The sequence below is a fragment of the Pseudomonas monsensis genome (genome assembly GCF_014268495.2).
GTDB classification, from domain to species: Bacteria; Pseudomonadota; Gammaproteobacteria; order Pseudomonadales; family Pseudomonadaceae; genus Aquipseudomonas; species Aquipseudomonas monsensis.
This window is the reverse complement of record NZ_CP077087.1, coordinates 1,845,415-1,857,688: the sequence shown is the minus strand read 5'-3', so window position 1 is coordinate 1,857,688 and position 12,274 is coordinate 1,845,415. Positions and strand designations below refer to the sequence as shown.

The following is a 12,274-nucleotide window of genomic DNA, read 5'->3' as shown; positions in this document are numbered from 1 at the left end:
CGCCGCTCACACCGATAAAAGGAGAGCCCGGCTCCGGGCGGTTATCTGATGCTCTATCGCCGTTTCGAACAACTGATCGACATATTCCGTGACGCCCCGACGGCGTCTCCGCCGGACCGCGTTCTCCCCTTCTATACCTATTACCTCAAGCAGGTCTGGCCGAGCTTTGCCGCCCTGCTGGTGGTCGGCCTGTTTGCCGCGCTGATCGAAGTGGCGCTGTTCAGTTACCTGAGCCGCATCATTGACCTGGCCCAAGGCACGCCCAACCCGAATTTCTTCAGCGATCACGCCCTCGAATTGACGTGGATGCTGGTGGTCGCCCTGGTGCTGCGACCGATCTTTTTCGGCCTGCACGACCTGCTGGTGCACCAGACCCTGAGCCCGGGGATGACCAGCATGATCCGCTGGCAAAACCACAGTTATGTGCTCAAACAGAGCCTGAATTTCTTCCAGAACGATTTCGCCGGGCGCATCGCCCAACGCATCATGCAGACCGGCAACTCGCTGCGTGATTCGGCAGTGCAGGCGGTGGATGCGCTGTGGCACGTGGTGATCTACGCGATCAGTTCGCTGGTGCTGTTCGCCGAAGCTGACTGGCGCCTGATGATCCCGCTGCTGACGTGGATCGCCGCCTACATCGGCGCACTGTGCTACTTCGTGCCACGAGTGAAAGAGCGCTCGGTGGAAGCTTCCGACGCACGCTCGAAACTGATGGGGCGGATCGTCGACGGCTACACCAACATCGCCACCCTGAAGCTGTTCGCCCACACCAACTTCGAACAGCACTACGCCAGGGAAGCCATCGAGGAACAGACGGTCAAGGCGCAAATGGCCGGCCGTGTGGTCACCAGCATGGACGTGGCGATCACCACCATGAACGGCCTGCTGATCGTCGGCACTACGGCGCTGGCGCTGTGGTTGTGGACACAATCGCTGATCACGGTCGGCGCTATCGCTCTCGCCACCGGTCTGGTGATTCGCATCGTCAACATGTCCGGCTGGATCATGTGGGTGGTCACCGGCATTTTCGAAAACATCGGCATGGTCCAGGACGGTCTGCAGACCATCTCGCAACCGGTCAGTGTCACCGATCGCGAGCAGGCCAAACCCTTGGCCGTGGCCCGTGGCGAAGTGCGTTTCGAACATGTGGATTTTCACTACGGCAAGAAGCGCGGCATCATCGGCGACCTCAATCTGACCATCAAACCCGGGGAAAAGATCGGTCTGATCGGCCCGTCCGGCGCCGGCAAGTCGACCCTGGTCAACCTGCTGCTGCGCCTGTATGACGTCGAGGGCGGGCGCATTCTGGTCGATGGGCAGAACATCGCCGAAGTCGGTCAGGAGAGCCTGCGCGCGCGGATCGGCATGATCACTCAGGATACCTCGCTGCTGCACCGCTCGATCCGCGACAACTTGTTGTATGGCAAACCCGACGCCACCGATGCAGAGTTGTGGGATGCGGCCCACAAGGCCCGCGCCGACGAGTTCATTCCCTTGCTGTCGGACGCTGAAGGCCGTACCGGTTTTGACGCGCATGTCGGCGAGCGCGGGGTGAAACTATCCGGCGGTCAACGTCAGCGCATCGCCATCGCCCGCGTGCTGCTCAAGGACGCGCCGATCCTGATCATGGACGAAGCGACCTCGGCGCTGGACTCGGAGGTCGAAGCAGCCATTCAGGAAAGCCTGGAAACCCTGATGCAGGGCAAGACCGTGATCGCCATCGCCCACCGCCTCTCGACCATCGCGCGCATGGACCGGCTGGTGGTGCTGGAGAACGGCAAGATCGCCGAGAGCGGCACCCATGCCGAACTGTTGGCCCATCGTGGCTTGTATGCGCGGTTGTGGGCGCATCAGACCGGAGGGTTTGTCGGAATCGACTGACTTTTTCCGTCACCACAAAACTCTGCAGGCTCACTCCTACAGGGGATGTGCGAAACCTGTGACAGATAAAACCGCCACAGCCCGCTAACTACGGGCGCTGGCGGTTTTTTTGCGCCTGCTGGAAATCCGTTAAAAGCCTGCTGTACTCAGGCAAGGCTCCGGCACGGAACCTGTCGTAAATCGGCATGGAGGCCTCACTCGATGCAGTCTCGATAGCACGCCTATCAAGGACACTCTCATGTCTCTGTTCAAACGTTCAGTTACTGAGTTGTTGGGTACGTTCTGGTTAGTGTTGGGCGGTTGTGGCAGTGCGGTGATCGCCGCGTCTTCACCGTTGGGAATCGGGGTGCTGGGGGTCGCCCTGGCGTTTGGTCTGACGGTGCTGACCATGGCGTTCGCCATCGGCCACATCAGCGGATGTCATCTCAACCCGGCCGTCTCGGTCGGTCTGTTCGTCGGCGGCCGGTTCCCGGCCAAAGAGCTACCGGCCTATATCATCGCCCAGGTGCTGGGCGCGATTCTCGCGGCCGCGCTGATTGCCCACATCGCCAGCGGCAAGGAGGGATTTGATATCGCCGCCGGCCTGGCCTCCAACGGTTATGGCGAGCATTCGCCCGGCAAATACTCAATGGCCGCCGGGTTCGTGTGCGAACTGGTGATGACCGCGATGTTCGTGATCATCATCCTCGGCGCCACCGATAAACGCGCTCCGGCGGGCCTCGCACCGATTGCCATCGGCCTGGCCCTGACACTGATCCATCTGATCTCGATCCCCGTGACCAATACCTCGGTCAATCCGGCCCGCAGCACGGGCCCGGCGCTGATGGTCGGCGGCTGGGCGATCGCGCAGTTGTGGATGTTCTGGGTCGCGCCGCTGTTAGGCGCGGTGGTCGGTGGCGGGGTCTATCGCTGGCTGGGCAAAGAAGAAACCTGAAGCCTGTACAAATCCCCTTGTAGGAGTGAGCCTGCTCGCGATAGCGGTGTGTCAGTCAACATCCATGGCTCTGACAGACCGCTATCGCGAGCAGGCTCACTCCTACAGGGGATTCAGGTCTGGCGGTAGGGCAAGGCTGTTCTGGCTTCTTCGGCATACGCAAGGACTCCGGCACGCTCTTGTTGCAGGAAATCCTTCACCGCCGCTTTCAACCCGGGATGGCGCAGGTAATGCCACGAATGAGTGATCACCGGTTCGAAACCACGAATCAACTTGTGCTCGCCCTGGGCACCAGCGTCGAAACGTTGATAGCCCTGCGCAATCGCGTAATCCATGCCCTGATAGAAACAGGTTTCGAAGTGCAGCCGATCAAACTCCGCCAGGCAACCCCAATAGCGTCCGTAAAAGCTATCGCCACCCACCAGACTGAAAGCCATCGCCACCGGGCGTGAACCTTGTCTGGCCAGCACCACGCGAATCGACTCCGGCATGCGTTCGGCAAGCAGGCTGAAGAACTCGCGCGTCAGGTATGGCGCCTGACGTCGCACCGCATAGGTATTGGCGTAACAGGCGTAAACGAAATCCCATTGCGCCTCGTCCAGCTCCCGTCCCTGCAACCATTCAAACTCGAAGCCCTGCCCCGCCACTTGCTCGCGCTCTTTGCGCATCTGCTTGCGCTTGCGCGAACTGAGCACATCGAGAAAGTCCTGAAAGTCCCGGTAGCCGCGATTCTGCCAGTGATACTGACAGCCGATGCGCTGCAACCAGCCTGGTTGTTCAGCCATGGCGGTATCGGTGAAGAGATCGGTGAAATTGATATGTGCGCTGGAAAGCCCTTCGATTTCCAGATACCCCGGCAGGCTCTTGAGCAACTCGAAGCCGTCTTCGACCTTCGCCGCCAACAAGCGTGGGCCGCTGACCGGGCTGAACGGCACGGCCGTCAACAGCTTGGGGTAATAGTCGATTCCGGCGCGGGCACAGGCGTCGGCCCAGCCATGATCGAACACATACTCGCCGTAGGAATGCCACTTGCGGTAACTGGGCAGTGCCGCTATCAGTCGATCGTCCTCGATGTGCAACAAATGTTCCGGCTGCCACCCCGTGTGAGGGCCGACGCTGCCGCTGTCTTCCAGGGCGCTGAGGAAGGCATGGCGCAGAAACGGCTGATTCTCCGGCACCAGTGCGTCCCAGGTGGCCGGGGCGATTTCTGACAGGTTTTGCAGGCGTTGCAACGGCATCAACAGAGTCTCCACAAGCGGGTTTCAGCGCCCGGCGAGTATCGCCTATCGCCGGCCATTGCACACGTTCAATCGGGCGACAGCGCTCTAGATCAATAGTTCACGACGCATCTGGATCGTCATCAACCTGCCATCATCGTGCCACTGCTCTGTCATAAACCATCGCGATACTGGCGCCTGTTTTTAGAGCGCCGGGTTCTACCCGGACACTGTTTTCCGACCTTCACGTCGGTTGTGCCCAGGATGGTTCAGCCATCCCCTCTCATCTTCGGAGATTGCTATGCGTCTTGCTTCCACGAAAACTGCGGCGGCCCTGTGCGGTGGCCTGTTACTGGCCATGAGCGTTCCGGCCAGTGCTGCAGTCGACGCCAAACTGCTCGACATGCTCAAGGCTAACGGTTCGATTTCCCAGGCGCAGTACATTGAACTGCAAACTGAACTGGCCAAGGATCAGAAGGCTCAGCAAATCGCGCAGCAGGCGCAGCAAGAGACTAACGAGCAAATCGCGGCAACCGCGAAGAAAACCAATGAGCTGAGCTCCTTCGACCAGAAACTGGCCTGGGCCGCCAAGACCCAGTTCAAGGGTGACGTGCGTATCCGTCAGGAAACCATCAAGATCGACGGCGAACCGAACAACGGCGGCCGCGACAAGGATCGCCAGCGCATCCGTGCCCGCCTGGGCGCCTACACCGAGATCAACCCGCAAGTCGACACCGGCATCCGTATCGCCACCGGCGGCGGCGACGACGCCCGTTCGACCAACCAGGATCAGGACAACTACTTCGACAAGAAGCAGATCTGGCTCGACCTGGGCTACATCGACTACCACCCCGATCAGATCAAGAACCTGCACGTCATCGGCGGCAAAATGCTGCAACCGTGGGTCAGCATGGGTGACGTGATCTGGGACAGCGACATCAACCCGGAAGGTCTGGCCGTTACCTACAAATACCCGTTGGGCAGCAGCGCCGAGCTGTTCGGCAGCCTGGGTAACTACAACCTCAAGGACAACGTCGATGGCGACGGCGTGCAATTCCGTCACGACCTGCGCCTGACCTCTGGCCAGTTGGGTAGCCGCTTCGCGATCACCGACAACCTGAAACTGACCCTGGGCGGCAGCGTCTACGCCTACCAGAACGACAAAGACAGCCGCTGCACCGGGACTTCCACTCCGTGCGCCCTGGCGGTCAACGGCAACTCGGCCAACAACGAATTCCGTCTGTACGAGGGCTTCAGCCAGATCGATATCGGTGGCTTGCCAATGCCGTTGTCGTTCTACGGTCAGTACGTGAAGAACAACGATGCCGTGACCGATGCAGACACCGCCTGGCTGGTCGGCGCCAAGTCGAAAGTGTTCGGTCTGAACCTCGACTACAACTATCGTGACGTCCAGCGTGACGCCGTGGTCGGCGCCTTCACCGACTCCGACTTCGCCAACGGCACCACCGGTTCGCGTGGTCACAAGTTCAAGGTCGGTTACGACATCGACAAGAACTTTGCCATCGGCGCGACGTACTTCCTGACCAAAGCAGACTTCTCCAGCCGTACCCAGCGTGATGCAGACACCAACACCCTGCAGCTGGACGCGGAAGCGAAGTTCTAAGAAAACAGCGACAAGCTTCGAGCGACAAGTTGCAAGTCACCGCTCCCCTTGCGACTTGCCGATCGAAGTTGATTTTCCTGCAGCTCGATGCAGCAACAGCGATCCCCATCATCCGTTCGCTGGTGCTTCACCGGGCTGTGTTTTTTCACGGGCTATCGTCCCGCCGTTGCGCCGCCAAACGTTCCGCCAAGGCATCCACCCCTTCCTCCGGTTTCTCCGGCATCGCCTTCAAGGTCGCCTGCATCAAACGCATCTGCCGAATGAAACGCCGACAGTTCGGGCAGAACATCAGGTGATGACGCACCATCAGCTTCTCGCGAAAGCTCAACTGATCATCGAGATAATCGCTGGAGCGCGCCACTTGTTCCTTACAGGTCAGCATTCCCCGGTCTCCTCAAAATGCTCCACGGTCGCGAAGACTTTCAGCCGCGCACGATGCAGCAGCACACGGACATTGGAGAGCGAGATCTCCAGAAGATTACAGATCTCTTCCAGCTCCAGGCCCTGACGCTCACGCAACAGCAGAACACTGCTTTGCAATTCCGACAGACTGAGCAGCGTATGCTCCAGGCAGTCACGCAATTCACTTTCGGTCAGCAAGGCTTCGGGCGTGTCCTGGTGCCAGGCGAACGGGGCGATCAACCAATGGCCGTCGCCGGGAGAAAAGCGGTCGTCATCAATGGTGCCGTGGGGCGATGGCAAGTCATCCATCAGCACTTCGCGGCGATTCAGCTTGTAACGACTTTTGGCCGAGTTGGCGGTGATGGTCAGCAGCCAGGTCTTGAGGCTGGAACGACCTTCGAAACTGGCGATGTGGCGCACCACGGAAAGCCAGGCGTCCTGCACCACTTCTTCGACATGACGCTGGCCGACAATCGCATACGCCACGGCACGCATGGCGCTCTGATACGTAGTCACCAGTTCCTTGAAAGCCCGTTGTTCACCTGCCAGCAGGCGCTCAAGCAGTTGGGTGTCGTCAGCCATCCAAAAATCTCCTTGTGCCGATTCCGAAATGATAGCGGCAGGACTTCGCCTGCCGCCATTTCCGAAAAATTACAGCGTTTGAGCCGATTCGGATGTAGGAAAAGTCGACGTGTTTAAGAGGAAACTAAACCTCTTTTCAACGCTTGCGCAGAATCACGCTGCCGATCGAATAGCCTGCACCGAACGAACTCAATACAGCCAGCGAACCGGCAGCCAGATCATCCTGGTGCTTGTGGAAGGCAATCACGGAACCGGCGGAGCTGGTGTTGGCGTAGGTGTCGAGAATCACCGGCGCCTCTTCTTCGGTCGCTTCGCGGCCCAGCAGCTTGCGCACGATCAGGTGGTTCATGCTCAGGTTGGCCTGGTGCAGCCAGAAGCGCTTTACGTCGCCGACATTGAGCTGATTCTCTTGCAGATGCTCACCAATCAGTTCGGCGACCATCGGGCAGACATCCTTGAACACCTTGCGCCCTTCCTGCACGAACAGCTTGTCGCGGGCGCCGACGCCCTCTTCCGCGGCGCGGTTGAGGAAGCCGAAATTGTTGCGGATGTTATTGGAAAACTTGGTCAACAGTTTGGTGCTGACCACGTCGAACTGGTATTTGGACGTCGCCAGATCGGCACGCTCGATGATCACTGCAGTCGCGGCATCACCGAAGATGAAGTGGCTGTCACGGTCACGGAAGTTCAGGTGACCGGTGCAGACTTCCGGGTTGACCATCAGGATCGCCCGGGCCTGACCCAGTTGCACGCTGTTGGCCGCCGCCTGGATGCCAAAGGTAGCCGAGGAGCAGGCCACGTTCATGTCGAAGCCGAAGCCCTGGATGCCCAGCGCTTCCTGGACTTCGATGGCAATGGCCGGGTAAGCGCGCTGCAGGTTGGAACAGGCAACGATCACGCCGTCGATATCGGCGGCGGTTTTACCGGCGCGCTGCAAGGCTTGCTCGGCTGCGCCGATGGCCATCTGGCACAGCACCGACCATTCGTCGTTGGAACGCTCCGGCAGACGCGGCGCCATGCGCAGCGGGTCGAGGATGCCGTCCTTGTCCATGACAAAGCGGCTCTTGATGCCCGAGGCCTTTTCGATGAACGCGGCGCTGGATTCGGTCAGGGCCTGGACTTCACCGTTGGCGATGGCTTCGGCGTTATCGGCGTTGAACTGGGCGACGTAGGTGTTGAAAGACTGCACCAGCTCTTCGTTGGAGATGCTGTTGGCCGGGGTGTACAGGCCGGTGCCGCTGATGACGACATTATGCATGGTCGTTTCTCTAATCTGTTCAGGCAGAAAGTGCTGGAACCGTCGTACCAACACACAAAGGGTCTATTCCCATCCGGGGGACGCTGACCTGGCATCGCTTTATTCCGGTTCGCGACCTTACCGAAGGCTCTGGGTCGCGAAACGGGCGTTTATGGTCGCGAAGTTTGCCATAAACCCGAGGTTTTGGCGCCTTTCTCAAGATCGACGCTGCTTCCCTGCAGGAGTGAGCCTGCTCGCAATTGCGTCGTATCAGTCACTATTACGTTGACTGACACTCTGCTATCGCGAGCAGGCTCACTCCTGCAGGGGGTTGTGCAGGCCTGGCAATCAAGGTTCGACCTGCGTCCACTGCTTGTTCAGGCGTTTGTCGGAAATCGGGACTTTGGTGCCCAACTGCTGGGCGAACAGTGACACCCGGTATTCCTCCAGCCACCAGCGGTACAACTCCAGTTGCGGATCGCGCTTGCCTTCCTGGGCATGCTTGGCGGCGCGGGTCTGGTATTGCGCCCAGAGGCCGGCCAGTTCGCCGCTCCAGACACGATCCTTCTGCACTTGCGCCCCGAGCTTTTCGAAACGCTGCTCGACCGCTTTCAGATAACGCGGCAATTCCTTGAGCCATTGCATCGGCGTTTCCCGGACGAAACCGGGGTACACCAACTGGCTGATCTGCTGCTTGATGTCATTCAGTGCCACCGCTTGCGCAAGGTCGATCTTGCCCTTGAAACGCTTTTGCAGACCGTGCCACAGCTTGAGGATCTCCAGCGCCAGGCGCGCCACGCGTTCGGCGTGTTCGGTCCAGCTGCCGCGCTTGCGCTCGGCCAACGCTGCCAGCCCGGCGCCATCGCGGGGCAACGGGTCTTCGCCTTCCAGAATGCAGCTGTCGAGGCTGGCCAGCAGAATGTCTTCGACCAGCGCATCGACCCGGCCCAACTCGCGATAGAGCAGGCCCAGTTCGGTCTGCCCCGGCAATTTGCTGCGCAGGAACTTGGCCGGTTCCGCCAGTTGCTGCATCAGCAGACGCTGCAACGCGCGGCGGTGTTGAAACTCCGCTTCGGCCGGGGTCGAGAAGCGCCCTTCCTTGACCGCGCCGCCCTCTTCCACCAGCGCCGGATACACCGTCATCGACAGCCCGGCGATCTTCTGTTGCGTCTTTTCCGCCACTGGTGCAAAGACTTTCGCCTCCACCGGTGGCTGACTTTTTGCGCTCTGCGGCACCGCCAGTGCAGCCTGACTGGCTTCGGCAAACCGTGCGGTCAACTCGGCCAGATCGCGGCCTTCGCCGAGGAACTTGCCCTGGCCGTCGACGATTTCCAGGTTCATCCGCAAATGCCCTTCGACCTGCTGCGCCGCTTCCGCCCACGCCTCATCGCTGACCCGCGCACCGGTCATGCGCAGCAACTCGCGACCGAGCGCTTGCGGCAACGAACCTTCGGCGAAGGTCATGCGCTGCAATGCCGCTTTGATGAAGTCCGGCACCGGTACGAAGTTCTTGCGCAGCGCCTTCGGCAGGTTACGCACGAGGGCGATGCACTTGGCTTCGATCATCCCTGGCACCAGCCATTCGAGGCGTTCCGGCGGCAGCATCGGCAACAACGGCGCCGGCACGCGCAAGGTCACGCCGTCGCGCGGGTGATTGGGTTCGAAATGATAGGTCAGCGCCAGTTCCAGGTCACCGATGTGCAGCGTATCCGGGTAGTCGCGCGCGGTGACTTCACTGGCCTCGCGGGCCAGCACGTCCTCTTCGCGCATGATCAGCAGTTGCGGGTTCTTCTGGCTGTTGACCCGATACCAGCTGTCGAAGGTCGCGGTCTGGTGAATCTCTGCCGGCAAGCGCGCATCGTAAAAGGCGTACAGGGTTTCTTCGTCGGCGAGGATGTCACGGCGCCGGGCCTTGGCTTCCAGCTCGTCGAGCTGTTCGAGCAACTGTTGGTTGGCCGTCAGGCACTTGGCTTTCGACTGAATCTCGCCGCGCACCAGGCCTTCGCGGATAAACAGCTCGCGGGACACCACCGGATCCACCGGACCGTAATGCACCGGGCGACGGCCAACGACGATCAGCCCGAACAGGGTGATCTGCTCGTAAGCCACGACCTGGCCACGCTTCTTCTCCCAGTGCGGTTCAAAGTGGTTCTTCTTGATCAGGTGCCCGGCCAGCGGCTCGATCCAGTCAGCGTCGATCTTGGCGACCATGCGCGCGTAAAGCTTGGTGGTTTCCACCAGCTCGGCTGTCATCAGCCATTGCGGACGCTTCTTGCCGATCCCCGACGACGGGTGAATCCAGAAACGCCGCTGACGGGCGCCAAGGTAATCGCCGTCCTCGGTTTTCTGACCGATCTGGCTGAGCAGACCGACCAGCACCGCTTTGTGCAGTTTCGGGTAATCCGCCGGCTCTTTATTGAGGCTCAGCTGCATGTCACGGCAGATCAGGCTCAATTGGCGATGGGAATCACGCCATTCGCGCAGACGCAGGTAGTTGAGGAAGTTCTTGCGGCACCAGTTGCGCAGCGGGCTGGCCGTCAGCGCCTGGCGCTGTTCTTCAAAACCACGCCACAGATTGACCAGCCCGGCGAAGTCCGAATCGCTGTCTTTCCATTGCGCATGGGCCTGATCGGCGGCTTGCTGACGCTCCGGTGGACGCTCGCGGGGGTCCTGAATCGACATCGCACTGGCGACGATCAGCACTTCCTGCAGGCTGCCGAGCCTGGCCGCTTCGAGCAGCATGCGGCCCATGCGTGGATCCACCGGCAGGCGTGCCAACTGGCGCCCCAGCGGGGTCAACTGACTGTTGCGATCCACCGCCGAGAGTTCTTGCAGCAGATTGAAACCGTCGCTGATGGCTTTGCCATCCGGCGGCTCGATGAACGGGAACGCGGTGATTTCGCCGAGGCGCAAGTGCAGCATCTGCAAGATAACAGCGGCAAGGTTGGTGCGTAGAATCTCGGGGTCTGTGAATTCCGGGCGACCGAGGAAATCTTCCTCGCTGTACAAGCGCACGCAAATGCCCGGCTCGACCCGGCCGCAACGACCTTTACGCTGGTTGGCACTGGCCTGGGAAATCGCCTCGATCGGCAGACGCTGGACCTTGGCGCGGTAGCTGTAACGGCTGATGCGCGCGGTGCCGCTGTCGATCACGTAACGGATGCCCGGCACGGTCAGCGAGGTCTCGGCGACGTTGGTCGCCAGCACCACGCGACGCCCCGGGTGCGACTGGAAAATCCGCTGCTGTTCGGCGGGCGACAGGCGCGCGTACAGCGGCAGGATTTCGGTGTGTTTGAGCTGAGCCTTGCGCAGCATGTCGGCGGCGTCGCGAATCTCGCGTTCGCCGGGCAGGAACACCAGCACATCGCCAGGACTGCGGCGCTCGCTGCGCTCGTAGGCGGCGATTTCGTCGAGGGTGGCGAGGATCGCCTGATCCACGGTCAGGTCGTCTTCGACGCGGTTGCCCTCTTCGTCCTGCTCCAGGGTCAGCGGGCGATACCAGGTGTCCACCGGGAAGGTGCGGCCGGAGACTTCGACAATCGGTGCGTCATCGAAATGTTTGGAGAAGCGCTCCAGGTCGATGGTCGCCGACGTGATGATGACTTTCAGGTCCGGACGACGCGGCAACAGGGTTTTCAGGTAACCGAGCAGGAAGTCGATGTTCAGGCTGCGTTCGTGGGCTTCGTCGACGATGATCGTGTCGTAGCGTTCCAGATAGCGGTCGTTCTGGGTTTCCGCCAGCAGGATGCCGTCGGTCATCAGTTTGATCAGGGTGTTGGAATCGCTCTGATCCTCGAATCGCACCTGATAGCCGACCAGCGAGCCGAGCGGCGTGCCGAGTTCTTCGGCAACCCGGCTTGCGACGCTGCGTGCTGCAATTCGGCGCGGCTGGGTGTGGCCGATCAAGCCATGCTGGCCACGACCGATTTCCAGACAGATTTTCGGCAACTGAGTGGTTTTGCCCGAGCCGGTTTCGCCGGCGATGATCAGCACCTGATGCTTTTCCAGGGCCTGTTTGATTTCGTCACGCTTGGCCGCAATGGGCAGGCTGTCGTCATAACGAATCACCGGCAGGCTGGCCTTGCGCGCCAGCACCTGATCGCAGGACGCCTGCATCCGCGCCACCCACTGGGCCAGCTTGGCCTCGTCGGGTTTCTTGCGCAGCTCAAGCAACTGCCGCCGCAGCCGGTGACGGTCGGCGAGCATGGCGTGATCGAGGTTTTTCAGCAGTTTGTCGATGGAGGGCGATTCGTCGGTCATCGGGTACGCAATTCGGTCGTCTATTTATGCAGGGGGCGGATTGTCGCAGATTTGGCGGATTTGTGGCGTGTCTGGGGGATTGCGGCCCTCACCCTGGCCCTCTCCCAAAAGGAGAGGGGACCGAGCGAGTCAACTTT

At 60.6% G+C, this 12,274-nt stretch carries 8 protein-coding genes; 3 read left to right on the top strand and 5 right to left on the bottom strand.

Going from position 1 to position 12,274, the window contains the following annotated elements; translation table 11 throughout:
- Positions 1-48: 48 nt before the first annotated feature.
- Positions 49-1,881 (top strand): ABC transporter ATP-binding protein, encoded by a 1,833-nt coding sequence (locus HV782_RS08110; protein ID WP_123465557.1) that lies wholly within the window; start codon positions 49-51, stop codon positions 1,879-1,881.
- 238 nt (positions 1,882-2,119) lie between these two features.
- A complete protein-coding gene (gene aqpZ, locus HV782_RS08105) occupies positions 2,120-2,815 on the top strand; it encodes an aquaporin Z (protein WP_128616360.1) in 696 nt (231 codons plus the stop codon).
- 113 nt (positions 2,816-2,928) lie between these two features.
- Here the strand turns inward: aqpZ and HV782_RS08100 are convergent, their stop codons facing one another.
- Entirely contained in the window at positions 2,929-4,053 is a 1,125-nt protein-coding gene (locus HV782_RS08100) for a GNAT family N-acetyltransferase (protein WP_186744630.1), read from the bottom strand.
- Between the two features lie 280 nt (positions 4,054-4,333).
- Between HV782_RS08100 and HV782_RS08095 the strand changes: the two genes are divergently transcribed.
- Positions 4,334-5,656 carry a putative porin gene (locus tag HV782_RS08095; RefSeq protein ID WP_123465552.1) on the top strand — a complete coding sequence of 441 codons (1,323 nt, stop codon included), beginning with the start codon at positions 4,334-4,336 and terminating at the stop codon, positions 5,654-5,656.
- Between the two features lie 145 nt (positions 5,657-5,801).
- Here HV782_RS08095 and HV782_RS08090 read toward each other — a convergent pair whose 3' ends face one another.
- From HV782_RS08090 to hrpA, 4 genes are all read right to left on the bottom strand, one after another.
- Positions 5,802-6,038, bottom strand: a complete 237-nt coding sequence (locus HV782_RS08090) for an anti-sigma factor family protein (protein ID WP_123465550.1) — start codon at positions 6,036-6,038, stop codon at positions 5,802-5,804.
- Positions 6,032-6,640: an RNA polymerase sigma factor gene (locus tag HV782_RS08085; protein WP_123465548.1), complete on the bottom strand. Its 609-nt coding sequence runs from the start codon at positions 6,638-6,640 to the stop codon at positions 6,032-6,034. The genes HV782_RS08090 and HV782_RS08085 overlap by 7 nt, the downstream gene beginning before the upstream one ends.
- Positions 6,641-6,776: 136 nt before the next feature.
- Complete coding sequence (locus tag HV782_RS08080) at positions 6,777-7,898, bottom strand: beta-ketoacyl-ACP synthase III (RefSeq protein ID WP_123465546.1); 1,122 nt, start codon at positions 7,896-7,898, stop codon at positions 6,777-6,779.
- Positions 7,899-8,225: 327 nt separating this feature from the next.
- On the bottom strand, positions 8,226-12,137 hold the full coding sequence (hrpA, locus tag HV782_RS08075) for an ATP-dependent RNA helicase HrpA (RefSeq protein ID WP_186744628.1): 3,912 nt from the start codon (positions 12,135-12,137) through the stop codon (positions 8,226-8,228).
- Between the last annotated feature and the right edge of the window lie 137 nt (positions 12,138-12,274).

Excerpts from the sequence above, each read along its gene's own strand:
- HV782_RS08100 (WP_186744630.1), bottom strand. The coding sequence starts at position 4,053 with ATGCCGTTGCAACGCCTGCAAAACCTGTCAGAAATCGCCCCGGCCACC.
- HV782_RS08090 (WP_123465550.1), bottom strand. The coding sequence starts at position 6,038 with ATGCTGACCTGTAAGGAACAAGTGGCGCGCTCCAGCGATTATCTCGAT.
- HV782_RS08110 (WP_123465557.1), top strand. The coding sequence starts at position 49 with ATGCTCTATCGCCGTTTCGAACAACTGATCGACATATTCCGTGACGCC.
- hrpA (WP_186744628.1), bottom strand. The coding sequence starts at position 12,137 with ATGACCGACGAATCGCCCTCCATCGACAAACTGCTGAAAAACCTCGAT.
- HV782_RS08095 (WP_123465552.1), top strand. The coding sequence starts at position 4,334 with ATGCGTCTTGCTTCCACGAAAACTGCGGCGGCCCTGTGCGGTGGCCTG.
- HV782_RS08080 (WP_123465546.1), bottom strand. The coding sequence starts at position 7,898 with ATGCATAATGTCGTCATCAGCGGCACCGGCCTGTACACCCCGGCCAAC.
- HV782_RS08085 (WP_123465548.1), bottom strand. The coding sequence starts at position 6,640 with ATGGCTGACGACACCCAACTGCTTGAGCGCCTGCTGGCAGGTGAACAA.
- aqpZ (WP_128616360.1), top strand. The coding sequence starts at position 2,120 with ATGTCTCTGTTCAAACGTTCAGTTACTGAGTTGTTGGGTACGTTCTGG.